This is a genomic window from Streptomyces sp. NPDC087422, assembly GCF_044744145.1.
Classification (GTDB): Bacteria; Actinomycetota; Actinomycetes; order Streptomycetales; family Streptomycetaceae; genus Actinacidiphila.
This window is the reverse complement of the sequence record NZ_JBIUXT010000001.1, coordinates 1,258,502-1,284,745: the sequence shown is the minus strand read 5'-3', so window position 1 is coordinate 1,284,745 and position 26,244 is coordinate 1,258,502. Positions and strand designations below refer to the sequence as shown.

Below are 26,244 nucleotides of genomic sequence, written 5' to 3'. Positions count from 1 at the left end.
GCGGCGCGGTGGGCGGCGGCGTCTCGGGCGTGGTGGGCGGCGGTGTGGTCGGCGGCTTCTCGCACGGCTCGGACGTCTTGTACTCGTCCCTGCCGTACTGCTTGCCGTCGCCCGCCTTCACGACCAGGTGCACCTTGATCGCGGTGCTGTGGTCGGGCAGCGCACCCGTGAAGTCGTAGCTGCCGCCGAACGACTCATTGCTCGCGAGCACGGCGCCGCCGTCCACGGAGACGGTCACCGAGTTGGTGACCCGGGCGTTGTAGGCGGTGAGGTGGACCGAGACCGAGTCGCAGTCCACCGACCAGTTGGGGGTGTGTGCCGATGCGGGCGCGGCCAGTACGGCCGACCCGATGAGCGCCGCCATTCCGGCGCCCGCTATGACACCGGAGCGCCTGCGGCTCTGGCGCGTCATTTGCATGAATCCTCCCTGAATTTCGCTGTGTTCTCCGACTCCCTGGCGACGCCCCCGTCCGCCATAACTACGGGGACCGGGACCCTACACCCGGCGGAATTCCGCCCGGCGACCGCCCCCCACCATTACGGAGCCCGTATCAATTCACCTGCAATTCCAGGGGATTCGATCACCGGGCGCCGGTCCGGGGCCCGCTGGTCGCGGCGCGCGGGGAGTGTCGGCCGCGGGCGGTACCGTGCGGGAGACAGCACGGGCACGTCAGGCGGAAGGAGGCAGGTCGCGTGGCCAAGGCACTGACCCCCGCTCAGCGGAAGGCGGTCGCCGGCTCCGATCCGTCGACCGGCCGGCTCTCGGCGCGCGCCGACGTCTGCGCGGCGCTGGTGGCGGCGGGTCTCGCGGTGCCGCACGGCCGCAGCGGCCACCCCGCCTACTACCTGTCCCAGGAGGGTCTGCGGCAGCGCGCCGCGCTGGCGGCGGCCGAAGCGGCGCGGGAGGCGGCGCGGGAGGCGGAAGCCGCCGCGGAGCCGCCCGCGGTCCCCGTCGGCACCTTCACGGCCGACGACGGTACGGGGACGGTGACGCCCGGCCGCGGTCCCGCCCGCGCGGCCGAGGTGGCCGCCGCGTGGGAGGGCCTGCTGGGAATCCGGGCGGTGCTCCTCGACGGCGTGACCGACGTGCCCGCGCCGTGGGAGCGCGAACGGCTCGTGCACGCCGTGTCGTTGGCCCTCGAAGCGGCGGGCTGTCCGCCCGCCCCGGACGGTTATACGGTCACGCCTTCCGCGCAGGACGGCGCCGTCGAGGTGTCCTGGCGGGGCGCTGCCGCCCCGGACGAGGCGGCCGGCCACCTCGTCCGGTGCGCGGCGCTGCTCGACGCCCGCGGCTGGCAGTCCACCCGGCACCGCGACCGCGCCGCCCGCCCCTTCCTTCTCACCTCCCCCCGGCGGTCGGCGCCCCGCCGCTGAGGTGCCGCTCAGCCGATGGTGACCACACGCGCCCACGACGGCGGGGAGTCCGGGACGTACTCGGCGTCGTCCTCGCGCACGGCGCGCGAGGGGCGGGGGAAGAGGCCGACGACGGTACGGCAGGGCGGCTGCTCGGACGGCCACGGTGTCTGACCGTCCGTCAGGGCGACGACGACGTCCGGGCGGGGCCGGGAGCGCAGGGCGCGGGCGAAGCCGGAGCGCAGATCCGTACCGCCGCCGCCGATCAGCTCGATGCCCTCGGCGCGGCAGATCGGTACGGCCACACCGGCCGCGACATCGCAGGAGATCACCGAGACCAGGTCGCGCCGCCCGCCCACCGCCCGCGAGATCGCGGCCACCTCCAGCAGCGCGGCGCCCAGTTCGGCGTCGCTCACGGAGCCGGACGTGTCGATGACGACGCAGACCCGCGGCGGTGTACGGCGCAGGCTCGGCAGCAGCACTCCGGGGACGGCGGCCGAGCGCCGTGAGGGACGCCGATAGCTGTGGTTCTCGCCCGCGCCCGGCGCGCCCGCCGCCGAGCGGACCGCGGCGCCGAGCAACTGCCGCCACGGCTGCGGGGGATGGAACGCCTCCTCGGCCCATCTGCGCCAGCCCTCGGGCGCCTCCCCCGGCCGCCCCTTGATCCCCTCGGCGACCCGGAAGCGGACCGCGTCCCGCTGCTGCCTGCTCAGGGCGTGCGCCCCGTCCGGTCCCAGCTCCCACGACCTGGCCTGCCCGTCGGCGCCGCTGCCGCAGTCCAGCCAGGCCAGGTCCCCGACGAGCCCGGACATCGACGCCGTCCGCAGATACTCCTCCATCAGCAGGCCGTCGGGCAGCCGCAGCAGCGACGGCAGCACGGCCCCGGCGGGCCGGGGCAGACCGTCCCCGTAGATGTCGTCGTTGATCTCGAAGTCGGCGGCGATGTTGCGCCGCAGCCTCTCCCAGCCCTCGGACGGGGGCGTTCCTGTCCCCTGCCGCCCGCCCGGACCGGGCTCTTCGTGCTCCCTGGCGTACCGCTCGCCCCGCGCGTGGTGGTCCCTGAGCAGGTGGGAGACCTCGTGCACCCAGACGCCGGCCAGTTCCTCCGTCGGGGTGCGCGCGACGAAACCGGGCGAGACGTAGCAGCGCCAGTACGCGTCGACCGCCATCGTCGGCACCGACCGGTCCTCCACCACGTGCAGGGCGAAGAGGGCGCTGGCGAGGTAGGGGCGGACCTTGACCGCGTGGAGCCGGGCCGCCATCAACTTCTCGGTGTCGAGGGGCAGTCCGGCAGCGTACGGCTGGTCGGCGGGGCGCTGCCGCCTCGGCGCGAGAGGCCGTACCGGGCGCGGCGGCGCAGGCGGAGGCATCGGGCGCGGTCGCGCGGTGACCGGCCGTTTCCCGGTGACCGCCACCGGCTCCTTCGCGGTGACCGCCACGGGCCCCTTGGCGGTGTCCGTCATCCGTCGCTTCGCCGTGTCCTTCATCGGCCCGTCCTCTTCGTCCGGGCCGCCTCGGCGTCCGCGACCCGCGCCACCGACTGCTCGGCGCGGCGGGCGAGGCCGATGACCGAGACCAGCCGCTCCACCGCGGCGGGCACCTCCCAGTCGTCGCGCCGCAGTCCGGCCAGCGCGGTGGCCGGGGCGACCAGCAGGTCGGGGGCGCCGGACTCCAGCGCCCTGACCAGCACCGCCCAGCCCGCATCCCACCGCGCCCGCTCCGGCCGCGCGCCGACCGCGGCCACCACGCCCTCCAGCGCCGCCTGCCGCAGGTCGCCGCGCTCGGGCAGTTCCGCGGTCGGCGGGTCGGCCATCAGCGCCTCGGGGTCGGGCAGGTCCATCCGGTCCAGGTGGGCGAGGAGTTCAAGTCCCGGCCCGTCCCCCACCGCGCCCCGCACCAGCAGGGCCAGCACCTCGCGGGACGCGGAGGCCGCCGTACCGAACGCCAGCAAGGTCAGCGCGGCCTCCCAGCTCCGTGGCGAGGGCCACGCGCCGCCGCGCCGCGTCTCCGTGCTCGGCAGCCGGTGGATCAGCGTCGGCCTGGCTTCGAGGAAGCCGCAGACGGCGCGCCGCGCGAGGGCCACGGCCTCGGGCAGCGACTCCGGTACGAGCCTGGGCAGTTCCGGGCGCGGCCAGACGCCGCCGAGGCCGCGTACCACCACCTCACGGTCGTGCACCCAGAACAGATGGACGAAACGGTTGGCCAGCGGCGGGCTCAGCTCCCACCCGTCGGCCGCGGACGCGCGCGGGTTGGCGGCGGCCACGATCCGTACGCCGGGCGGCAGTTGCAGGGCGCCGACCCGGCGCTCCAGCACGACCCGGAGCAGCGCCGCCTGAACGGCCGGTGTGGCCGTGGACAGTTCGTCGAGGAAGAGCAGTCCGCGCCCGGCCCGGACCAGTTCCACGGCCCACTGGGGCGGCGCCATCGGCACACCGCGTACCGCGGGGTCGTCGCCCAGGACGGGCAGCCCGGAGAAGTCGGTCGGCTCGTGGACGCTGGCGATCACGGTCGTCAGCGGCAGGTCGAGGGAGGCGGCGAGCTGGGTCAGCGCCGCGGTCTTCCCGATGCCGGGCTCCCCCCACAGCAGTACGGGCAGGTCGGCCGCGACGGCCAGGGCGAGCGCTTCGAGCTGTTCGTCGGGGCGCGGTTCCGTGGTGCTGGTCCGAAGGAGCGTCAGAAGGTCGTCGGCGACGGCGAGTTGGGGGTCGCCCACGGGGGTGGAGGCAGAGGTCAAGGCGGTCGTGGGCAGGAGGGTGCTGGACGTCATGGGCATCACCTGGGGTTGGTCAGGGGAACGGGACGGCCCGCTCCGAAGGGTTTGTGCGGCAGGGCGGCGCTCAACGCGTCGTGCAGGTATAGGACCTGACTGGTAATCAGGTGGCGGAGGGTCAGCGGGCCGTTCCGGTGCGGGGCCTGGCCCGGCTGACGCGCTTGGCGCGAATGTGCCGCGGCGTATGGCGGACGAGGCGCGGACGGCGCTGCGCCGAGGCGGGGTGTTCCGCGACGAGTCCCGCGCGGAAGACGCCGTGGTCGACGCGGCGGACGGCGGCCCGCTCCAACTCCTCGCGGAGCGGCCCGTCGCGGAGTACCGCGCGCGGCCCGAGCAGTCCTTCGACGACGGCCAGCGCCCCGGCCATGTCGCCGTGGCGCAGCCGTTCCCGTACCGCGGGCAGTGCCTCGGGGTCGCGGTGCACGGCGTCGATCGCCCGCAGACAGGGCAGCGCCGGTCCGCCGAGGGCCACCAGCAGGTCCTCGCGGCGCAGTTCGGCCGGGTCGTGGTCGACCGCCGTCAGCACCCCGTCCTGCAGCGCGATCCGGTGGATCTCGCCGCGGCACTCCACCCGGTGCGGATCACCGGGCTCGGGGCCGTGACCTGCGGCCGGGGCGGTGTCGTACGACGCCAGCGCCGCGGCGACCAGCGGGTGCAGCCGGTCGGCCGTGATCAGCCCGGCCCGTAGCAGTTCCAGGTCCGGCAGGACGCGGGCCGCCGCTTCCGGCAGTACGGGCAGCGCCGCGATGTCGTGCGGTCGCAGCGGTTCGCGCAGCGGCCGGCAGGTCGGGGCATGGCTGTCGTCGGGGGCGACGAGTTCGAACGCGGCGCGGTCGCGCGCGCCCAGCCGTACGGCGAAGGCGCCGCGCGGGCGGCCTTCGGCTCGCAGCAGCAGTTCCGCCTCCGCGGCCCACCGCCCCGACGCCCACGGACCCTCGTCCGCGCCGCAGCGCCGCGCCAGTTCGCCGCTCCGCCCGGCGTCCCAGAGATGCCGGTGCAGGTCGAGCCGGAAGCGCCGCTCGGGATACGGGTGCGGGTGGATTCCGGCGGCGCCGTGCCCCGGCTCCTGCCACAGCGCCAGCGCCATCCGCTGCCCCGCGTCGGCTCTGGCCGGCGGTGTCCGTACGACCAGGTCGACCGGCGGACCGGCCGAAGCGCCGTACCGCGCGAGGAGGATGGTCACACCGGGCCGCAAGCGGCCGTCCGGCGCGATCCTCGGCATGTGCCAGCGCAGCAGATCGGGTGCCAACCGGCGTAGATCCGCCCGGAGTCGGGCGGCCAGTTCGGTGCCGTGCCGCGTGCGCACGGCTCGCAGATCGAGATCCGCGTCGACCCGGGCCGCGGCGCACGCCCCGGCCCAGTCGCCGACGGCACGCCGCGCGGTGGCGGTCTCGATCATGGACGGTGGCACGGCGTACTCGCGTACGCGGCGCCACATCAACACATGGGCGGGAATCTCGTCCGTGAGGTGAGGTGCCATCAGCACTCACCCTGGTCGAACGATTCCCCCATTTCATACGAGAAGGAGTTCGTCATCACGCCCATCATAGGCACAGCCGCCGCCCGGACTCCATCAACGGGTGAGCCTCCGTCAGACGGCCGGGGAGCCGGCGGCTCCGGCGGACGGAGAGCGGACCGCGAGCGCACGGCGAGCAGACGGCTCCGGCGGACGGAGAGCCGGTGACGCCGGCCGCCGGGCGTGACGGCCTCGGATGTGTGGAGCATCGGGAATTATCGGATTTTGGAGCCGTCTATGACGGTCAGGTGTCGTGAATATTGCGAGGAGCCATCGCATTTTTGCGCAGACTCATGGACTTACTGCGACCCGCCTCGTAGTCTCTCCACGCCTGGCCGGGTGTTCCCCCCTAGTTCCCCCCTAGTTCCACCCCCCTCTCACCCCCCTCGACGCGCAAGGACGTGTGCCTGTGTCGCACTCATTGCAGAGCCATGAGTTGAGTCCTCAAAGAAGCCGCAGAGTCAGACAGCGCGGCGCCGCCGCGGTGCTGTCGTTCGCCGTGGCCGCGGCAGCCGCGCTGACCGCCGTGACCTTGGCGAACGCCCCCGCCGCCCACGCGGCAGGCGTACCCGCCCCTTCACCCGTCGGCATATCGGGCCGCGGCGCGAACGTGCCGTTCAAGGAGCTCGAGGCCGAGTACGCCACCACCAACGGCGCGCTGATCGGCCCCGACCGCTACTACGGCCACCTGCCGTCCGAGGCGTCGGGCCGTCAGGCCGTCACCCTCAGCGCCGCCGGACAGTACGTGGAGTTCACGCTGACGGCGCCCGCGAACGCGATGTCGCTGCGCTACAGCCTCCCGGACACCGCGGACGGCAAGGGCAGGGACGCCACGCTGGACGTGCAGGCCAACGGGACCTCGATCAAGACCCTGCCGGTGACCTCGAAGTACAGTTGGTACTACGGCGGTTACCCGTTCAACAACAACCCGGGCGACACCAACCCGCACCACTTCTACGACGAGTCGCGGACGATGTTCGGGACCACGTACCCGGCCGGCACCAAGATCCGCGTGCAGGTGACGTCCACGGCGCAGTCCCCGACGTTCACCATCGACCTGGCGGACTTCGAGACGGTCGCGGCCCCGATCGCCAAGCCCGCGGGCGCGCTCGACGTGGTGACGGACTTCGGCGCCGACCCGACGGGTGCCACGGACTCCACCGCCAAGTTCCAGGCGGCCGTGGACGCGGGCAAGGCGCAGGGCAAGACCGTATACATCCCGCAGGGCAACTTCACGCTGTACAGCCACGTCATCGTCGACAAGGTCACCCTCGTCGGCGCCGGCCCCTGGTACAGCGTGCTCGGCGGCCGTGACCCGGTGAACCGCTCCAACGCGGCCGGTATCTACGGCAAGTACACCAACCAGGGCGGGCCGAGCACCAACGTCAACCTCAAGGACTTCGCCATCATCGGCGACATCCGCGAGCGCGAGGACAACGACCAGGTCAACGGCCTCGGTGGCGCGATGTCCAACTCCACCGTCGACAACCTGTGGTTGCAGCACGTCAAGTGCGGTGCGTGGATGGACGGTCCGATGGACCACTTCACCATCAAGAACAGCCGCATCCTGGACACGACGGCCGACGGTGTGAACTTCCACATCGGCGTCACCAACTCCACGGTCACCAACACCTTTGTGCGCAACACCGGTGACGACGGTCTGGCGGGCTGGCCGGAGAACGTGCCGAATGTCAACGACAGCTTCGACCACAACACGGTCGTGCTGCCGATCCTGGCGAACAACATCGTCACGTACGGCGGCAAGGACTTCAACATCTCCGACAACGTGATGGCCGACACCATCTCCAACGGCGGCGGCCTGCACATCGCCAACCGCTACCCGGGGGTCAACGCCGGTTCCGGCACCGCGGTCGCGGGCACCATCACGGCGGCGCGCAACACGCTGATCAGAACCGGTAACAGCGACTTCAACTGGCAGTTCGGCGTCGGCGCCATCTGGTTCGACGGTCTTCAGGGCAAGGTCGACGCCAACATCCAGATCACCGACACGGACATCCTCGACAGCTCCTACGAGGCGATCCAGTCGATCGAGAGCGGCGTCACGGGCGTCACGTTCAAGAACGTCAACATCGACGGCGCGGGCACCTACGCGATCCAGGCGCAGGCACCGGCCGACATGACGTTCATCAACGTCAAGGCGAAGAACATCGCCCAGTCCGCCACCCCGATCCACAACTGCGTCGGCACCGGCCTGAACATCATCGACGGCGGCGGCAACTCCGGTATCACTGGGCAGACCTGCACCGGCACCTGGCCGACCCCGATCTGGACCAACGGCGGCGTTCCGACCGGCGGTGGCGGCGGTACGACCACGCCTCCCACCACCCCGCCGACCACGCCCCCGACCACGCCGCCCACCACTCCCCCGACGACCCCGCCGACGACTCCGGCCAACGGCAACCTGGCGCAGGGCCGCCCCGCGACCGCCTCGTCCGCGGTGCAGAGCTACTCGGCGGCCAACGCCGTCGACGGCAACGCGTCCTCGTACTGGGAGAGCAACAGCAACGCCTTCCCGCAGACGCTGACCGTCGACCTCGGCGCGGCCAAGTCGATCGGCAAGGTCACGCTCAAGCTTCCGCCGTCGGCGGACTGGGCGACCCGTACCGAGACCCTGTCGGTGCTGGGTTCGACGGACAACAGCTCCTGGAGCACGCTGAAGGCTTCGGGCGGCGTCTCCTTCAACCCGTCGTCGGGCAACACGGCCACGCTGACCTTCAACGCGGCCACCGCGCGGTACGTCCGGCTGAACATCACCGGCAACACCGGCTGGTCCGCGGGCCAGATCTCGGAGTTCGAGGTCTACGCGGCCGACGGCACGCCGACCACGCCGCCCACGACTCCCCCGACCACCCCGCCGACGACCCCGCCGACGACTCCTCCCACCACGCCTCCCACGACCCCGCCCGCCAACCCGAACCTGGCGCAGGGCCGTACGGCCACCGACACCGGTCACTCCGACATCTACGTCGCGGCCAACGCGGTGGACGGCAACGTCAACTCCTACTGGGAGAGCGCCAACAGCGCCTTCCCGCAGTCCCTGACGGTCGACCTCGGCTCCGCCAAGACCGTCGGCCGGCTGGTGCTGAAGCTGCCGACCAACTGGGGCACCAGGACCGAGACGCTGAGCGTCCTCGGCTCCACCGACAACAACACGTACAGCACGCTCAAGGCGTCCGCGGGCTACACCTTCACCCTGGGTACCGACACCGCGACCGTCACCCTGACCCCGACCACCACCCGCTACCTGCGGCTCACCTTCACCGGGAACACCGGCTGGCCGGCGGGCCAGCTCTCCGAGCTGGAGGCCTACGCCTCCTGATCCGGTGACCGCACCGACTCCCCGCCCCGGCGGCCCCGTAGCTCAGGGCCCCCGGGGCGGGGCATTCGTGCCGGTCGCGGCGGTACGGGCGGGCGATCTAGAGTCGGTCCCATGGAATACCGTCACCTTGGCCGCAGCGGCCTGATCATCAGCGAAATCGCCTACGGAAACTGGCTCACCCACGGCTCCCAGGTGGAGGAGGACGCGGCGACCGCGTGTGTGCGGGCGGCGCTGGGCACGGGGATCACGACCTTCGACACCGCGGACACGTACGCGCAGACCCGCGCGGAGTCGGTGCTCGGCCGGGCGCTGAAGGGCGAGCGCCGGGAGGGTCTGGAGATCCTCACCAAGGTCTTCTGGCCGACCGGTCCCGGACGCAACGACCGGGGTCTGTCCCGCAAGCACATCATGGAGTCGATCGACGGCTCGCTGCGACGGCTCCAGACGGACTACGTCGACCTCTACCAGGCGCACCGGTTCGACCGGTTCACGCCGCTGGAGGAGACGATGGAGGCGTTCGCCGACGTCGTGCACTCCGGCAAGGCGCACTACATCGGCGTCTCGGAGTGGACGGCCGACCAGATCCGCCGCGGGCACGCCCTCGCCCGCGAGCTGCGCATCCCGCTGGTCTCCAACCAGCCGCAGTACTCCGCGCTCTGGCGCGTCATCGAGGCCGAAGTGGTGCCCGCCTGCGAGGAGTTGGGCATCGGTCAGATCGTGTTCTCGCCGATCGCGCAGGGTGTGCTGACCGGCAAGTACGTGCCGGGGCAGCAGCCGCCCGCCGGTTCGCGCGCCACCGACGCCAAGGGCGGCGCGAACATGATCGACCGCTGGATGAACGACGAGGTGCTGGGGCGGGTGCAGCAGCTCCACGCGCTGGCCGCCGACGCCGGTCTGACGATGGCTCAGCTCGCGGTCGCCTGGGTGCTCCAGAACCCGAACGTCTCGGCCGCGATCGTCGGCGCGTCCCGCCCCGAGCAGGTCGCGGAGAACGTGAAGGCGGCCGGCGTGACCCTGGACGCGGGTCTGCTGGCGAAGCTGGACGCCGTCCTGGAGCCGGTCGCGGTCACCGACCCGCTGAAGACACCGCAGATCACGCCCGCCGCGCGGCCGTAGCGCCCGAGGCGCACACCCGCGGAACACGGTCCGATCCATCACGCCGAGGGGAAGCCCGCCCGGCCGCCGCGTACAGTATGTCTACGTGCCTGTAGACGAAGCTGACGCCCGCGGCCGGGCGGGCCTTTCGCGTACCGAGCGAGAAGGGCCGCTCCCCCGGTGACCGCCCGCGCGCCATGGCGCCGCGTACTGCTCCCGGCCGCCTTCGCCGCCGCCTTCGCGGTGCTCGCCTGGGTGGTGCTGGCCAGGCACGGCACGCCGTACGCGGTGGACACCGGGCCGCACCGCTGGTCGGTGGAGCACCGGCCGCACGCCATGGTGACCGTGGCCCGTACCGTCACCGACCTCGGCACCGGCCCGTTCCCGTATCTCGCCGCCGTGCTGGGCGGCTGGCTGGCGGGCGGCGGCGGTGTGGGACGCGGCGCGCTGCGGACCTCGCGCGGTGTGCCCATGGCGCTGCTCGCGCTGGTCGTGCTGCTCGCGGGCCAGGCGGTACGCACGCTGCTGGTCATGGCGCTGCACCGGGCCAGGCCGCCCGCGGCGGACTGGGCGACGCACGCCTCCGGCTACTCCTTCCCTTCCGGGCACACCGCGTCCAGCGCGATGGCCGCCGGGCTGCTGGCCTGGGGGCTGCTGCGCTGGCGGCCGGGCCGCACGGGGCGGCTGCTCACCGCGCTGTGCGCGCTCGTCGCGCTGGCCGTCGGCTGCACCCGCGTGTATCTGGGCGTGCACTGGCCGACGGATGTCCTCGGCGGCTGGCTCTTCGCCGGTTGCTGGCTCGGCGCGGCGCTGCCGCCGCTCACGACGTTCGCCGGCCGGAGCGGGCCGGGCGGACCCGGCCCGTCCGATCAGATCGAGACGCCGTGAGCCCGCAGGTAGTGCAGCGGGTCGATGTCGTCGCCGTATTCGGGTCCCGTCCGCATCTCGAAGTGCAGGTGCGGTCCTGTGACGTTGCCGGTCGAGCCCGAACGGGCTATCCGCTGGCCGGAGGTGACCTTCTGTCCGACCTTGACCGAGATCTGTGACAGGTGCGCGTACTGGCTGTAGTCGCCGTCCGCGTGCCGGATGACGATCTGGTAGCCGTAACTGCCGCCCCAGCCCGCCGTCACCACGGTGCCCGCGGCCACCGACTTCACGCTGGTGCCGGTGCCGACCAGGAAGTCCACCCCTGTGTGGTAGCCGCTGGCCCAACTGGAGCCGGAGGCGTGGTACGGCGTGCCGATCGGCGCGCCGCTGACCGGCAGGGTGTACGCGGTGTGGGTCGGGGCCGCGGCGGGCTTCGTCGTACGGTCCAGCGTGCGGGTGCCCGCGGGGGCCACCGACTTCTTGGGCATGGCCTTCGGGGCGGCCTTGGGCGTCGGCTTCGGCTGCGCCTTGGGACGGGTCGTGGTGTGCGGCTCGCGCTGCGTCGTGTGCTGCGGGTGCGCCACCGGGGTCCGCAGGTCGAGCCGCTGGCCGGGGAGGATCAGGTCGGGGTCGTCGCCGACCACCGAGCGGTTGTCGGCGTAGAGCCGGGGCCAGCCGCCCGCCACATGGTGGTCGTCGGCGATGCCGGACAGCGTGTCGCCCGACCTCACCGTGTAACGGTCCTTGCCCGGGGCCGACTTCGGCTGCGCGGTCTTCGGCGTGGTCTTCTTCGCGGGCGCCTTGGCCGGGGAACTGGCCCGGGCCTTCGCGGTGCTCTTGGTCTCGCTCCTGACCGGGGCCTTCGCGGGCGTCCTGCGCGCCTGGTCGGACGCGGTCCGCACCTTCGCGGCGGGCACCTCGACCTTGTGGGAGGCGGTGGCGGCGGTACGGGTCAGCCCGGCGCGTACCGAGCAGACCGGCCAGGCGCCGGGGCCCTGGCTGTGCAGCACCTTCTCGGCCACGGCTATCTGCTGGTTCTTCGTGGCGAGGTCGGCGCGCGGCGCGTAGGCCGTACCGCCGAAGGACTTCCAGGTGCTGGAGGCGAACTGGAGCCCGCCGTAGTACCCGTTGCCCGTGTTGATCTGCCAGTTGCCCGAGGACTCGCAGTTGGCGACCTTGTCCCAGGTGCTCTCGGCGGCCGCGTGGGCGCTGCTCAGCCCGATCAGCGGCAGGGCGAGACCGGCGCCGCCCGCGGTGACGGTGAGGGATGCCTGCGATACGCGGCTGGGGCGGTATCGGCGGTGACGTCCGCGTAAGGGCATAGCACGAGTCCTCTCCAGGACCGGCCCGTGGGGCCTGGGCTGCCGTACGCCCGAATTGCCGGGCGGGCCAAAGATAGGGCCCGTACACACTCGGCCACAAGGGGTGACGACAAGTGTTCGGTTTCGGGCGGTTCGGGAATGACGGAGTCCGGTACGCGTTGGAATGAACGTGAGTTCTCCGCTGCGCGACACCCCGTTCTCCGTCCTTGACCGCTCCCGCACGAGGGAGGGCCAGGACGGCGCTCAGGCGTTGCGCGACACCGTGGCGTTCGCGCGCGAGGTCGAAGCGCTCGGCTACCACCGCTTCTGGGTCTCCGAGCACCACAGCGTGCCCGGCGTGGCCGGTTCCGCGCCGACGGTGCTCGCGGCGGCGGTCGCGGCGGCCACCTCGCGGATCAGGGTCGGCACCGGCGGCGTGATGCTGCCCAATCACCAACCTCTGGTCGTGGCCGAGCAGTTCGGGGTCCTGGAGGCGCTGTTCCCGGGCCGGATCGACATGGGTCTGGGGCGGTCGGTGGGCTTCACCGACGGCATCCGCAAGGCGCTGGGCCGCGGCAAGGAGGCGGCGGGCGCGTTCGACGCGCAGATCGACGAACTGCTCGGGTACTTCACCGGCACCCAGCGGGTCCACCCGCAGGTGCACGCCTGGCCCGCCGAGGGGCTGCGTCCGCCGGTGTTCCTGCTGGCCGTCGGCAGCGGCGCGGACCTGGCCGCCGCGCACGGCCTGCCGCTGGTGATCGGCGGTGTGCGCGGCGAGGACGCGATGCTGCGCGCGGTGGACCGCTACCGCGCCGCCTTCCGCCCCTCCGCGTGGTCGGCCGCCCCCTATGTCGTGCTGTCCGGCACCGTCGCGGTCGCCGACAGCGGCGAGCGGGCCCGCAGGCTGCTGGTCCCGGAGGCGTGGTCGACGGCCTGGTCCCGCACCCACGGCGTCTTTCCGGCCCTCGCGCCGTACGAGTCGACGGCCGCGCGCACGATGACGGGTCCGGAGCGCGAACGCTTCGAGGAGGCGATGGCCGGGCATCTGCACGGCACGCCCGAGGACGTCGCGAAGGCGCTGGAGTCGCTGCTGGAGCGCAGCGCGGCCGACGAATTCCTCGTCACGACCAGTACGTACGACCGCGCGGAGCTGCTGGAGTCCTACCGGCTGCTGGCCGCGATCACCTCGGGAGATCCGGCCGCCGCGTGAGAGCGCCGGGTTAGGGTCACCGAGTGAGCGAACAGATCATCGAACCGGTCTCCGGCGACCTCGATGTCCGCTGGCACGCGGGGTGGCCGTCGGCCAAGCACGACCCGGCGCCGGAGATCCAGGTGCACGCGTACGACGAACACACCCTGATCCTGCGGCAGAACATGTCGGTGCACTTCGAGGCGCCCTTCCTCTTCCTGCTCCTCGGCGCCGAGCGCGCCCTGCTGCTGGACACCGGCGCCACCGCCGACGCCCGCCACTTCCCGCTGCGCCGCACCGTGGACGCGGCGATCGAGGCGTGGCTGGCCCTCCAGCCGGGCACCGAGCCGGACGCGTACGAGCTGGTGGTGGCGCACACCCACGGCCACGGCGACCACATCGCGGGCGACGCCCAGTTCGCCGACCGGCCCCGTACCGTCGTGGTCGGTCCGGATCTCGACGCGGTGACCGCCTTCTACGGGCTGCGGGACTGGCCGCGGGGCACCGCCACGTTCGACCTCGGCGGCCGGGTCCTCGACGTGCTGCCGGGCCCCGGGCACGAGGCCGCCGCCACCGTCTTCCACGACCGGCGCACCGGAATCCTGTTCACCGGCGACACCCTCTACCCCGGTCATCTCTACGTCCGCGACCCGGCCGCCTACACCGCGACCGTGGACCGGCTGCTGGCCTTCTGCGAGCGGCACCCGGTCACCCATCTGCTCGGCTGTCACATCGAGATGACCACCACGCCCGGCGACGACTACCCCCGCGGCACCACCCACCAGCCGGACGAGCCGCCGCTCCAGATGGACGTGGGCCACCTGCGCGCCCTGCGCGCGGCGCTGACCGCGGTCGACGCCCGCCCCGGCGTCCACGGTTTCGCCGACTTCCTCGTCCACATCGAACCCCGCACCGAACCTCTCGACCCGGAGCGCGCATGAGGACCGTCAACGTCGGCGTCATAGGCGTGGGGAACTGCGCCTCCTCCCTGGTCCAGGGCGTGGAGTTCTACGCGTCCGCGGCCGGGAGCGGCGACGGCCCGGAAGCGGGCCCGGCGGGCCTGACCCACCCGGTGTGCGCGGGCTACGCCGTCTCCGACGTGCGGTTCACCGCCGCCTTCGACGTCCACACGGCCAAGACCGGCCGCGACCTGTCCGAGGCGATCTGGGCGCCGCCGAACAACGCGCGGGCCTTCGCGAAGGTGCCGCACCTCGGCGTGGAGGTGACCGAGGGCGCGCTGAGCGACGGCGTCGGGCGCAGCGCCGCCGACCAGGTCGACGCGCGCGGTACGGCCACCGTCGACGACATCGCGCGGCGGCTGCGGGACAGCGGCACGCACGTCCTGGTGAATTTCCTGCCGGTCGGCAGCCAGGCCGCGTCCGAGCTGTACGCGCGGGCCGCGCTGCGCGCCGGGTGCGCCTTCCTCAACTGCATCCCGTCGGTGATCGCCCGCTCCCCGCGGTGGGCGGGCCGGTTCGCCGAGGCGGGGCTGCCGCTGGCCGGTGACGACCTGAAGAGCCAGTTCGGCGCGACGCTCGTGCACCGCGCGCTGGTGGACGTGCTCGCGCGCAACGGCGTACGGCTGCGGAGCACGTACCAACTGCTCGGCGGCGGGAACATGGACTTCCTGAACATGCAGGACGCGGAGCGGATGGCGAGCAAGAAGGCCACCAAGACGCAGGGGATGTACGGGGGTTCGGGCGAGGCGGCGCCGTCGCACGTGGGCGCCGACTTCATCCCGTTCCTCGCCGACCGGAAGGTGGCCTTCATCCGGGTCGAGGCGGAGGGCTTCGGCGGCACACCGCTGGAGATCGACCTGCGGATGGAGGTCGACGACTCGCCGAGCGCCGCGGGGAACGTGCTGGACGCCGTCCGCTATCTGAAGGCCGCGCTCGACCGCGGTCTCGGCGGCGTGGTGGACCCGGTGTCGGCGGCCGTCATGAAGGCCCCGCCCACGCCGCTGGACGAGGCCGCGATCGAGGCGGGGCTCGCGGCGCTGTCCGACGGGTGATCAGCGGGCTTCGGGGACCGGGGATGTGACGGCGCGTCGGATTCGGTCGCCGGCCGGTGAGCGGCCGTCAGCCGGTCGGCCCCCGGGCGTCACGCCGGTGGCGGCGGTGTCTCATCCTTATGGGTCACGTCGCCGCGCCGACCCGGCCACGGCGTTCCTACGGTGACGGCATGAACGTCTTCCGCGCCTCGTCGTGCCGCCACGACCGTCCTCGTAAGACCGCCGCCCCCGCCGTCGCGGCCTCGGTGGCCGCCGCCAGGTGTCTGGCCGTCGGCTGCTGCCTCGCCGCCGCGGCCGCGCTGGCCACCGTGTCCGCCGCCGCGACCGCCGCCGCGACGGCCCTTCCCGCGGACGGCGGGCGCGGCTCGTCGGGCCCCGGCGCCGCGACGGTGGTCGCCGGCGGTCCGCTGCTCGCCGGGCACGGGGTGCTGGTGCAGCCGCACGCCGGGGCGCCGCGGCTGCCGTCCGGGCTGTCCGCGCTGTCGTGGACGGTCTCCGACGCGCGCACCGGCCAGGTGCTGGCCGCCAAGGACCCGCACCGCAGGCTGCCGCCCGCCAGCACCCTGAAGACGCTGTTCGCGGTCACCGTGCTGCCGCGCTTCCCCGGCGACGCCACCCACCGCGTCACCGACTCCGACCTCACGGGGATCGGCGCGGGCAGCAGCCTGGTCGGTATCCAGGCCCGGCAGACGTACACCGTCGCCGACCTGTGGCGCGGTGTCTTCCTCAGCTCGGGCAACGACGCCGTGCACGTCCTGGCGCACATGAACGGCTCGGTGCCGCTGACCGTCAGCCAGATGCAGGCCAAGGCCGAGATGCTCGGCGCGGACGACACCCATGTGGTCTCCCCCGACGGCTACGACATGCCGGGCCAGGTCTCCTCGGCCTACGACCTGGCCGTCATCGCCCGCGCGGGCCTGGCCATGCCGGACTTCGCGACGTACGCCTCCACCCGGTGGGCGCAGTTCCCCGGCGGCTACGACGCGCACGGCAAGTACGTGAAGTCGTTCGGCATCCAGAACACCAACCGGCTGCTCACCGGCGCCGACGGCGTCAAGCGCTACCCCGGCGTGATCGGTGTGAAGAACGGCTACACCACCAACGCGGGCAACACCCTGGTCGCCGCCGCCAAGCGCGGGGACCGCACACTGATCGCGACCGTGATGAATCCGCAGTCCGGGCTGCCGCAGGCGGTCTACCACGAGGCGGGCGCGCTGCTGGACTGGGGCTTCTCGGCCGCGGGCCGTACCTCGTCGGTCGGCACGCTGAACACGGCGACGACCGCCTACCACGACGATTCCGCGCACGCCTCACAGGAGGCCGAGCGGCCCGCGCGGCAGCCCGCCCAGGAACCCGCGCGGCAGGAGCCGAAGCCCGCCCCCGCGCCGCAGGCGCCCAGCACCGCGGACGCCGCGTCGTCGTCGCCGACCACCTGGTACGTGGGCGGCGCGCTGGCGCTGGGCGCGGCGGGCTCGGTGGTCGTGCTGCGCCGCCGGTCCGCGGCGAAGGCGCGCTGAGCGAGGAGCGCCGACTCGGGCCACGCTGTGGGCCGGAAGCGGTGACGACGCGCTGGCCAGGGGCGTACTCTCAGTTGCCGGGCAGGGGGCACGCACGGTGTCCGCAGCGCCGCGCCGAGAGGGAGCCGTACCCGCATGAGCCGCCGTACTTCCGGTCCCGTATCCACCTGGGCCGAGGTCCAGCGGCAGCGCCAGCGGCAGCAAGAGGCCCAGCAGCGCGCCTGGTTGCAGGCGCGGCGGGAGACCGAGCGGCAGCAGCGCGCGGCGGAGCGGGCCGCCTCCCGGCGCAGCCGTGAGCAGCAGGCCGCGTACCGCGCGAGCCGGGAGGCCGACGCGCGGCAGCGGACCGACGACCTGGAGCGCCGGTTCGCCGAGCTCCAGGGCCTGTTGGCGGCCGGCTGCGCGGCGCCCGTCTTCACCCCCGCGGCGCTGCTGACGCCCGAGGTGGTCGAGCCGTTCGCCCCCGGACGGCTCGCCGAGCCGATCCCGATGCCCGACCCGAACGCGTACACACCCCGGCAGGGCGGCGGTTGGGGCGCGGCACGGCACGAGCGCGAGCGGGCCCGCACGCTGTACGAGAACGACCTGCGGGCCGCGCAGGCCACCGAGGCGTTGCGGCAGCGCCAACTCGCCGACTACCAGCGGCAGTACCGGCAGTGGGCCGATCAGCGGCTGGCGGAGATCCGGCGGCAGAACGCCGAGGTCGAGACATCCGTCGCCGCACTGCGCGACGGGGACCCCGAGGCGGTCGAGGACTATCTGACGGCGGCCCTCTACGCGTCCGCCGCGTGGCCGCACGGCCTGCCCCGGCAGGTCTCGGCGTCCTACGACCGGGCCGACCGGCAGCTCGTGCTCGACTGGGAGCTGCCCGCCTTCTCCGTGGTGCCCGAGGCGTCGCTGGTGCGGTACATGCCGGGCGCCGACCGGGACAAGGAGGTGGCGCGCCCGGTCGCCGAGCGCCGCGCCGCCTACCGGGACGTCCTGGCCCAGTGCCTGCTGCTCGTGCTGCGCGAGCTGTTCGGCGCCGACGCACACGACGTCCTGGACTCCGTGGTGCTCAACGGCTTCGTGGACGACACCGACCCGGCCACCGGCCACCGTACGAAGACCGTCGTCGCCTCCGCGCTGGTGTCGGACGCCGCCTTCGCGGCGGTCAACCTCGACCGGGTCAACGCGGTCGACTGCTTCACCGAGGCGCTGGACGGCCGGCTCTCCCCCCGCCCGGACAAGCGCGCGGCCGTCGAGCCCATCCGGCTGCCGGGCGAGGCGGGCCGCACGATGGTCTCGCACGGCGGCGAGGAGGAGCCCGACCTGCTGGCCATGGACCCGCTGGAGTTCGAGGAGCTGGTCGCGCGGCTGTTCCGGGCGATGGGGATGAACGCGGTCACGACGGTGCGCTCCGGCGACGGCGGTGTGGACGTGGACGCGCTGGACCCGGACCCGATACGCGGCGGCAAGATCGTGGTGCAGGTCAAGCGCTACCGCAACACGGTCTCGCCGAGTGCCGTACGCGACCTGTTCGGCACGGTGCAGAGCGTCGGCGCCAACAAGGGCGTGCTGATCACCACCTCCGGTTTCGGGCCGACCTCGCACGCCTTCGCCAACGGCAAGCCGCTGACGCTGGTGTCGGGCCCGGACCTGGTGGACCTGCTGCACAGCAACGGGCTCGGCGGCCGTCTGGGCCCCGCACCCGGCACCGTCGAGCGCACCCCGACGCTGGTCTCGACGGTGCTGCCCGGTATCGACGCCGACGCGGACGCCGACTCCGAGGCGAGCGTGCTCGGCATGTGGTGGGCGGGCGGTGTGCGGCTCGACGTCTGCGCGCTGGTGTGCCGGGGCGGCCGGGTGCTGGACGACGACCACTTCGTCTTCTTCAACAATCCGCGCACGCCCGACGGCAGTGTGCGGATGATGCCCGCGCTCGGCGGGGACAAGGCCGCGATCTGGGTGAGCTTCGACCGGCTGCCCGCCCGCGCGGACCGGGTGGTGCTGGTCGCCGCCGTCGACCCGGAGGCCGATCCGGACGCCGACCTGACCGGATTCACCGACGCCCGGATCAGGCTCACCGACCCCAGCGGAGCCGAGGCCGACCGCCTCGAGGTCTCCGACGGCAGGCCCGGCGAGACGGCGCTGGTGCTCGGCTCCTTCCGCAGGAGCGGTACGGGCGCCGACTGGCGCTTCGTGGCGGGCGGCAAGGGCTACGCGGGCTCGGGCGGGCTGGTGGCGCTGGTCGGGGAGCACGGGATCGCGGTCGACTGAGCGGCGGGTTCCCTCCCCGGGATACGGGTTCGGGAACATCCGCCGACCCCGCCGTGTTATCGTCTGTGTGCGGCACATGTCTGCGCCCCTCCTTGCGGCGCCGGTGCTCGTTCTGAATGACAGCTCCTCGCGGTGACGCGCCCCAGGCCCCATGGCTCTGGTCCCGGTCCCCACGGAGTTCTCGAATCACCTGACGGTCGCACGACGGCCCTGTGGTGATCTCCGCGGTACGTGGAGCGTGTTGTGCCCGCTCACGCCGAAATCCCTTTCCGGCATGCCCGTTTGACGCATCACACGCCAGACCCGCCGCACCCCGTACTCGCACGGCGACCTGCCGCGCACACGACTTTCCTCTCGTCCGAGAAAGGACGACTCCCATGACTGACATCCTTGAACGCCCTCCCGTCCGGCAGGAGACGCCGGTTCGGGTGGCGGGCGTACTCGACATCCACGGCGGCCAGGGCCGCCTCCGATCCGCCGGGCTGCTGCCGACACCCGACGACGTACACGTACCGCAGGCCCAGATCCGGCAGGCCGGACTCAGGAACGGCGACCTCGTTGAGGGCACCCTCGGCGGAAAGCCCGGCACGTTGGGCGGCGTCGACCTGGTCAACGGCGTCCCGGCCGAACACCTGCGCGGACGACCGCACTTCAGGGACCTGACGCCCCTTCACCCCCGGCAGCGGCTGCGGCTGGAGAGCCCGGCGCTGACCGGCACCGGCGCGCTCGCCGGACGGGTGATGGACCTGGTGACCCCGGTCGGCAAGGGGCAGCGCGGCCTGCTCGTGGCCCCGCCCAAGGCCGGAAAGACGATGCTGCTCCAGAGCATCGCGACGGCCGTCGCCGAGAACCACCCCGAGTGCCACCTGATGGTGGTGCTGCTGGACGAACGCCCGGAGGAGGTCACCGAGATGCGCAGAACCGTGCGCGGCGAGGTGATCGCCTCGACCTTCGACCGTCCGGCCAAGCAGCACATCGCGGTCGCGGAACTCGCCGTCGAGCGGGCGAAGCGGCTGGTGGAACAGGGCCAGGACGTGGTGGTCCTGCTCGACTCGCTGACCCGGCTGTGCCGGGCGCACAACTCGGCCGCCTCCACCGGCGGCCGCACGCTGACCGGCGGTGTGGACGCCGCCGCGCTGATCGGCCCCAAGCAGTTCTTCGGCGCCGCCCGGCTCGCCGAGGAGGGCGGGTCGCTGACCATCCTGGCCACCGCGCTGGTGGACACCGGGTCGCGCGCCGACGACTACTACTACGAAGAGCTGAAGAGCACCGGCAACATGGAGCTGCACCTGGACCGCTCCCTCGCCGAGCGGCGGATCTTCCCGGCCGTGGACGTCGGCATCTCCGGCACCCGCCGCGAAGAACTGCTGCTGCCCGGCCCCGAACTGGCGGTCGTACGCGGCCTGCGCCGGGTCCTGCAAGGGCGCGGCACCCAGTCCGGCCTCGAAGTCCTGCTGGACAAGATCCGGCAGACCCCGGACAACAACGCCTTCCTGCGGCAGATCCGGAGCACGGTGCCCGGCGAGGTCTGAGCCGGCCGGGACCCGGACCCGGACCGGGCACGAGCCCGCGCCGGTGCCCGTATCCGCACCCGTATCCGCACCCGCACCCGCACCCGCACCCGGAGAAAATCCGGTGGCCGTCGCACATCGCGCGACGTGATGATCGGGGGATGGACGACGCCACGGACAGCCACGCCGACGACGCGTGGGAGCGGGCCTTCCTCAGGGACGGCTTCGTGAGGATCGAGGGCGCGGTACCCGCCCCGACCGCCCGCGCCTGCGCCGATCTCCTGTGGAAGGAGACCGGCTGCGACCCCGCCGACCCCGCGACCTGGACACAACCGGTGCACTGGGTGGGCGGCATGGCCCAGCCGCCGTTCGCCGAGGCCGCCAACACCCCCGTCCTGCACGCCGCGTTCGACCGTCTTGTCGGTGCCGGACGCTGGTCGCCGCGGTACTCCCTCGGCTCCTTCCCGCTGCGCTTCCCGCACCCGGACGAGCCGGACGACGCGGGCTGGCACATCGAAGGCAGCTACGAAGTCCCCGGCGAGCAGTGGTACTTCGCCAACGTCCGCTCCCGCGACCGCGCGCTGCTCATGCTGTTCCTGTTCACCGAGGTGGACGAGGAGAACGCGCCGACCCGGATCCGCGTCGGCTCCCACCTGGACGTGCCCGCGGTCCTCGCCCCGTACGGCGAGGCCGGCGCCTCGATCCTGGCGGTCTCCGAGCAGATCGCGGCGGCCACGGAACACCGCCCGCTCGCCCTCGCCACCGGCTCCCCCGGCGACGTCTACCTCTGCCACCCGTTCCTCGTGCACGCCGCCCAGCCGCACCACGGCAGCCGTCCGCGTTTCATGGCCCAGCCGCCGCTTCTGCCCGCGGCGCCGTACGAACTGGAGCGGGCCGACGGCGGCTACTCGCCGGTCGAGACCGCGATCAGACGCGGCCTCGGCATGGAGTCCGCGCGGGGGCCCGCGGGGAGGGAGGCGGACTCCCGGCCCGTGATCGGTTAGCGTGCCCGGCATGTTGTACGGACGGGACACGGAGACGGCCGCGCTGGAAGAACTGCTGGCGGGGGCGAGGGCGGGCCGCAGCGGAGCGCTCGTGGTGCGCGGTGACGCCGGGATCGGCAAGACCGCGCTGCTGGAGCAGACCGTGGCGGTGGCGGGCGACCTGACGGTCGTCCGCAGCTCCGGCGTGGAATTCGAGGCCGAACTCCCCTACGCGGGGCTTCAGTTGCTGCTGCGCAGGGCGATGGGTTCGCTGGACGCGCTGCCCGTGCCGCAACGGCGGGCGCTGCGGGCCGCGTTCGGCCTGGAGGCCGACGCCGCGAGCGAGCCGATGTTCGTCGGCCTGGCCGTGCTGTCGCTGCTGTCGGACCACGCGGGCGAGGGGCCGCTGCTGTGTGTCGTGGACGACGCGCAGTGGCTGGACCGGGCGTCCACCGACGCGCTGGTCTTCGCGGCGCGACGGCTCGACGCCGAGGGCGTGGCGATGGTCTTCGCCGTACGTGACGGCGCCGGGTCGTTCACCGCGCCCGGCCTGCCCGAATTGCGGCTCGGCCCGCTGCCCGAGGACGCGGCGCGGGCGCTGCTCGCCGACCGCGGCGGCGCACCGGCCGACACCGTACGCACCCGCGTGCTCTCCGAGGCGCGGGGCAATCCGCTGGCGCTGCTGGAACTCCCGCTCGGACCGTCCGCCGACGCGCGGGGCGCGGGCGGTTCCGCCGCGGCCGGCGGCGGGCTGCCGCTGACCACGCGCCTCCAGATGGCCTTCCACGGCCAGGTCAGCCACCTGCCGCCCGGCACGCAGACGCTGTTGCTGGTGGCCGCGGCCGACCACACCGGCGACCCCGACATCCTGGTACGCGCGGCGGCGGTGCTGGGCGTCGGCGTCGACGACCTGCCGCCCGCGGAGGAGGCGAACCTGGTCTACGTGGACGACGAGGACATGCTGCGCTTCCGGCACCCGCTGGTCCGCGCCGCGATCCATCAGCGCGCCGCCCTCCCCGACCGTCTCGCCGCGCACCGCGCCCTCGCCGAGGCCGCCGACCCGGTACGCGACCCCGACCACCGCGCCTGGCACCTGGCCGCCGCGGCCACCGGCCCCGACGAAGCCGTGGCCACCGCCCTCCAGCGGACCGCGGGCCGCGCCCGCGAACGCAGCGGCCACGCGGCGGCCTCCGCCGCCTACGAACGCGCCGCCCGCCTCAGCACCGACCCCGTCGCCCGCGTCGAACGCCTCCTCCTCGCCGCCGAATCCGCCTCCGAAGCGGGCGACATCCCCCGCGCCCGCGCCTTCGCCGACCAGGCGACCCGCGCCGCCGAGACCGAGGCGGAAACAGCGGCCGTACGAGGCGGCGCGGAGCCGTCGTCGGCCCCAACGGCCCATGCGGAGCCGGGCACTTCACCGCGCGCGTCCACGCCGGGCGGTCAGGCACCCGCCGGATCGACTTCCGGTGTCGACGCCGCCATCGGGCAGAGCGCTCCGCCCGGCTCGTCCGGACCGGGCGGCCCCGCACCCGGCGATCCGGCGTCCACCGCCGACACCGGCGGCGTTGGCCGGCCGGTTCCGCCGCACCCGTCCGGGCCGGGCCGCCCGGCGCCCACCGAAGCCGCGTCCACCGCGGCGCGGGGCGCGGCGAACCCGTTGTCCGCCGTGCGCGGCAGAGCGCTCTATGTGCGGGCGCTCGCGGACTTCTGGGAGGGGGATTTCGGCGCGGCGCATCAACTCCTGTGGGAAGCGGCGGATTTGCTGGCGGAGGCGGATTCGGCGGCGGCGGCGCGGATGCTGGTGCAGGCGACGCATACGGCCTGGTACCTCGGCGACGACGAGGTGGCGGGGACGTTGGGGCGGCTGGCGGCGCTGGAGCTGCCGCCGTGGGCGCCGATCCGGCCGGTGGCGGAGTTCCTGGTGCGGGCGATCGGGCCAGGCAGTGCGGCGTCCGGGCCGCCCGACGTGGCCGAGGCCGCGGCGGCGTCACGGGCCGCGCGCGGCGGCCGGGTCGATCCGAGGGACCTGGTGATGCTGTGCGGGGTGGGCCTGGCGCTCGGGCAGGACGCGGCGGCGTACGACCTGGCGACGACGCTGGCGGCGGAGAGCCGCGAGAGCGGCGGTGTCGGCAGGCTGACGACGCTGATGTTCTTCCGCGCGGAGGCGGAGCTGTTCGACGGCCGCCTCGACGAGGCCGTCGCCACGGCGTCCGAGGGGCTGCGGATCTCACGGGACACCGGACAGCGGCAGTGGGTCAGCCAGTTGAGCAGTGCGCTGGCGCATGTCGCGGCGCTGCGCGGGGACGAGGACGAGTGCCGCCGTCTGGTGGACGAGGCCCTGGCGGGCGGCGCGGGCACGGCGATGGCGCCGGGCGCGCCGTGGGCGTACTGGTCGCAAGGGCTGCTCGAACTGGGCCTGGGCCGTACGCAGTTCGCGCTCGACCGGCTGTCGCTGCTGACCGAGCCGACCGTACGGCACCACATCTCCGCGACGCGCGGCGTCCCCGATCTGGTGGAGGCGGCGGTGCGGCTGGGCGTGCCGGAGCGGGCGGACGAGCCCCTGGCCGGATTCGAGGCGTGGGCCGCGCGTTCCGGGCAGGACTGGGCGCGGGCGCTGGTGGCGCGCTGCCGGGCGCTGCGGGCCAAGGACGCCGACGCGGAGGCGTACTTCATCGAGGCGCTGGCCCTTCACGACCCGCACCGAAGGGTGTTGGAGTCGGCGCGTACGGCGCTGCTGTACGGCGAGTGGCTGCGCAGGGCCCGTCGCAAGAGCGAGGCGCGCGGGCACCTGCGGGCCGCGCTGGAGACCTTCGAACGGCTCGGCGCGCGACCGTGGGCGGACCGGGCGCGCAGTGAACTGGGCGCGTCGGGAGCGTCGGTGACGGTGGGTCAGGACACGGTCAGGTCGGTCGCGGACGAGGCGGGGCTGACGCCGCAGGAGTCGCAGATCGTCCGGCTGGCCGCGCTCGGGCTGACCAACCGGGACATCGCCGCGCAGCTCTTCCTCAGCCCGCGCACGGTCGGCCACCACCTCTACAAGGCGTATCCGAAGCTCGGTGTGGTCTCGCGCGGCGAGCTGGCCGCGCTGTTCCCGGACACGTGAGCGCGTAACGACGTGACCGCGTAACGACGTCACCGCGCAACGACGTCACCGCGTGACCACGTGGACTCGCGGCCCGTCACGCGGCTGTGCCCGCCCGGTGGTGAGGAACCGGGCGGGCACGGATGCCGCGAGGAGCCGCCACAGCGGCTGTGGAGCGGGTGGGTCAGGAAACGGTGACGCCGTGGGAGGCCAGGTAGGCGACCGGGTCGATGTCGGAGCCGTAGTCCGGGGTCGTGCGGACCTCGAAGTGCAGGTGCGGGCCGGTCACGTTGCCGGTCGCGCCGGAGACGCCGATCTGCTGGCCCTCGGTGACGGTCTGCCCGGCCGAGACACGCGCCTGGGTCAGGTGGCCGTACAGCGTGTACTTGCCGTCGGCGTGCTTGACGATCACGTCGTTGCCGTAGGCGCCGTCCCAGCCCGCGGAGACGACGGTGCCCGCGGCGACCGACTTCACGCTGGTGCCGGAGCCGACCAGGAAGTCCACCCCGGTGTGGTAGCCGCTGGACCAGTTGGCGCCGGAGGCGTGGTACTGGGTACCGATCGCCGCGTCCCCGACCGGCTTGGTGTAGCCGGAGGAGCTGGCGGCGGTGGTGTCGGCGGACTTGGTGGTCGTGGTCGTCGTGTCGGACGACTTCGACGGGGCGGTGGTCTCGGCGGGCGCCGGGGTCGCCTTCTTGGCGGGGGCCGGGGCCGACTTCTTCGGCGCCGGGGCGGACTTCTGCGCGGTGGCGGGCTTCTCGGCGGAGGCGCCGTTCAGCGTGAGGTGCTGGCCCGGGTAGATCAGGTTCGGGTTGGAGCCCACGACCGACTTGTTGTCGGAGTAGAGCTGCTGCCAGCCGCCGTTGACGTGGTGGCTGTCGGCGATCTTCGACAGCGAGTCACCGCTGACCACGGAGTACTTGGTGGTCTTGGCCTTGGCGGCCTTGGGCGCGGCGCTCTTGTCCGCCACGGTCGTCGCCTTGACGGCGGAGGTGTGCGAGGCGGTGGCGGGGGCGCTGTGGGCGGGCTCGGCCGCCGAGGCGATGCCCGCGCCGACCAGCGGCAGGGCGATGGCCACGCCACCCGTGCCCGCGGCGATGCAGATGCGGGTGAGGCGGCTCATACGGGTCTTGCGGTGCTGTCCCTTTGCGGGCATGGGGGATTTCCTCTCCTACGCCTACGAGGTGAGCTGTCGGGTTCGGGCAGGAGATGCCCGGTCACGTGGAAATGCCGTTGCGTGTACGCAAGGCGCCGCGACTTCACCCCGAGCCGTCCGGTACTGCTGGACGGCGACTTACCTGGGTCCCCCGCCCCTGCCGTGTGTGATCAAAGATCCAGGAAACCGGGCGGCGGCAGGATTCGGCGTTCCGCCCGACGGACATTCGCAATTCGCGGGCATCCGGCCCGCAGGAGGCGAAGCTAAACGACCGGCCGAGCGGCGGGCAACCAA

The 26,244-nt window shown here is 73.4% G+C and carries 17 protein-coding genes, 1 pseudogene and 1 riboswitch; of the genes and pseudogenes, 12 read left to right on the top strand and 6 right to left on the bottom strand.

Going from position 1 to position 26,244, the window contains the following annotated elements; genetic code table 11:
* Window positions 1–412, bottom strand: a pseudogene (locus tag ACIO6U_RS05840) (sortase-dependent protein); the annotation flags it as partial.
* 281 nt (window positions 413–693) lie between these two features.
* Between ACIO6U_RS05840 and ACIO6U_RS05835 the strand changes: the two are divergent.
* A complete protein-coding gene (locus tag ACIO6U_RS05835) occupies window positions 694–1,374 on the top strand; it encodes a hypothetical protein (RefSeq protein ID WP_401715779.1) in 681 nt (226 codons plus the stop codon).
* A gap of 8 nt (window positions 1,375–1,382) precedes the next feature.
* Here ACIO6U_RS05835 and ACIO6U_RS05830 read toward each other — a convergent pair whose 3' ends face one another.
* From ACIO6U_RS05830 to ACIO6U_RS05820, 3 genes are all read right to left on the bottom strand, one after another.
* Window positions 1,383–2,615, bottom strand: a complete 1,233-nt coding sequence (locus tag ACIO6U_RS05830; RefSeq protein ID WP_401715876.1) for a VWA-like domain-containing protein — start codon at window positions 2,613–2,615, stop codon at window positions 1,383–1,385.
* Window positions 2,616–2,836: 221 nt separating this feature from the next.
* Complete coding sequence (locus ACIO6U_RS05825; protein WP_401715777.1) at window positions 2,837–4,120, bottom strand: AAA family ATPase; 1,284 nt, start codon at window positions 4,118–4,120, stop codon at window positions 2,837–2,839.
* A gap of 121 nt (window positions 4,121–4,241) precedes the next feature.
* Complete coding sequence (locus ACIO6U_RS05820; RefSeq protein ID WP_401715774.1) at window positions 4,242–5,603, bottom strand: hypothetical protein; 1,362 nt, start codon at window positions 5,601–5,603, stop codon at window positions 4,242–4,244.
* 445 nt (window positions 5,604–6,048) lie between these two features.
* Between ACIO6U_RS05820 and ACIO6U_RS05815 the strand changes: the two genes are divergently transcribed.
* The 3 genes from ACIO6U_RS05815 (at window position 6,049) to ACIO6U_RS05805 (ending at window position 10,962) form a co-directional block, all read left to right on the top strand.
* Window positions 6,049–8,979 carry a discoidin domain-containing protein gene (locus ACIO6U_RS05815; RefSeq protein WP_401715771.1) on the top strand — a complete coding sequence of 977 codons (2,931 nt, stop codon included), beginning with the start codon at window positions 6,049–6,051 and terminating at the stop codon, window positions 8,977–8,979.
* Window positions 8,980–9,090: 111 nt separating this feature from the next.
* Window positions 9,091–10,095, top strand: coding sequence for an aldo/keto reductase family protein (locus ACIO6U_RS05810; protein WP_401715769.1), 1,005 nt, complete (start codon window positions 9,091–9,093; stop codon window positions 10,093–10,095).
* A 159-nt stretch (window positions 10,096–10,254) separates the two neighbouring features.
* The gene (locus ACIO6U_RS05805; RefSeq protein WP_401715766.1) at window positions 10,255–10,962 is read left to right on the top strand and encodes a phosphatase PAP2 family protein; all 708 of its coding nucleotides are present in this window, start codon (window positions 10,255–10,257) and stop codon (window positions 10,960–10,962) included.
* On the opposite strand, the gene ACIO6U_RS05800 is transcribed toward ACIO6U_RS05805, so the two are convergent.
* On the bottom strand, window positions 10,944–12,263 hold the full coding sequence (locus tag ACIO6U_RS05800; RefSeq protein WP_391160706.1) for a transglycosylase family protein: 1,320 nt from the start codon (window positions 12,261–12,263) through the stop codon (window positions 10,944–10,946). The two genes, ACIO6U_RS05805 and ACIO6U_RS05800, sit on opposite strands and share 19 nt — an antisense overlap.
* A 163-nt stretch (window positions 12,264–12,426) precedes the next feature.
* Here ACIO6U_RS05800 and ACIO6U_RS05795 point away from each other — a divergent pair, with 163 nt between their 5' ends.
* From ACIO6U_RS05795 to ACIO6U_RS05760, 8 genes are all read left to right on the top strand, one after another.
* On the top strand, window positions 12,427–13,452 hold the full coding sequence (locus tag ACIO6U_RS05795; protein ID WP_391050664.1) for an MsnO8 family LLM class oxidoreductase: 1,026 nt from the start codon (window positions 12,427–12,429) through the stop codon (window positions 13,450–13,452).
* 23 nt (window positions 13,453–13,475) lie between these two features.
* A complete protein-coding gene (locus ACIO6U_RS05790) occupies window positions 13,476–14,372 on the top strand; it encodes an MBL fold metallo-hydrolase (RefSeq protein WP_355347186.1) in 897 nt (298 codons plus the stop codon).
* The gene (locus ACIO6U_RS05785; RefSeq protein ID WP_401715762.1) at window positions 14,369–15,442 is read left to right on the top strand and encodes an inositol-3-phosphate synthase; all 1,074 of its coding nucleotides are present in this window, start codon (window positions 14,369–14,371) and stop codon (window positions 15,440–15,442) included. Before ACIO6U_RS05790 ends, ACIO6U_RS05785 begins: the two co-directional genes overlap by 4 nt.
* Window positions 15,443–15,612: 170 nt before the next feature.
* Window positions 15,613–16,959, top strand: a complete 1,347-nt coding sequence (locus ACIO6U_RS05780) for a D-alanyl-D-alanine carboxypeptidase family protein (protein ID WP_401715759.1) — start codon at window positions 15,613–15,615, stop codon at window positions 16,957–16,959.
* A gap of 135 nt (window positions 16,960–17,094) precedes the next feature.
* A complete protein-coding gene (locus ACIO6U_RS05775; protein ID WP_401307250.1) occupies window positions 17,095–19,218 on the top strand; it encodes a restriction endonuclease in 2,124 nt (707 codons plus the stop codon).
* Between the two features lie 377 nt (window positions 19,219–19,595).
* Window positions 19,596–20,750, top strand: coding sequence for a transcription termination factor Rho (gene rho / locus ACIO6U_RS05770; protein WP_355347174.1), 1,155 nt, complete (start codon window positions 19,596–19,598; stop codon window positions 20,748–20,750).
* 140 nt (window positions 20,751–20,890) lie between these two features.
* The gene (locus tag ACIO6U_RS05765) at window positions 20,891–21,733 is read left to right on the top strand and encodes a phytanoyl-CoA dioxygenase family protein (protein ID WP_391050655.1); all 843 of its coding nucleotides are present in this window, start codon (window positions 20,891–20,893) and stop codon (window positions 21,731–21,733) included.
* A gap of 10 nt (window positions 21,734–21,743) precedes the next feature.
* Window positions 21,744–24,815, top strand: a complete 3,072-nt coding sequence (locus ACIO6U_RS05760) for an AAA family ATPase (RefSeq protein WP_401715755.1) — start codon at window positions 21,744–21,746, stop codon at window positions 24,813–24,815.
* Window positions 24,816–24,978: 163 nt separating this feature from the next.
* On the opposite strand, the gene ACIO6U_RS05755 is transcribed toward ACIO6U_RS05760, so the two are convergent.
* Complete coding sequence (locus ACIO6U_RS05755) at window positions 24,979–25,950, bottom strand: peptidoglycan DD-metalloendopeptidase family protein (RefSeq protein WP_401715752.1); 972 nt, start codon at window positions 25,948–25,950, stop codon at window positions 24,979–24,981.
* 3 nt (window positions 25,951–25,953) lie between these two features.
* Window positions 25,954–26,169: riboswitch (cyclic di-AMP (ydaO/yuaA leader) on the bottom strand.
* Between the last annotated feature and the right edge of the window lie 75 nt (window positions 26,170–26,244).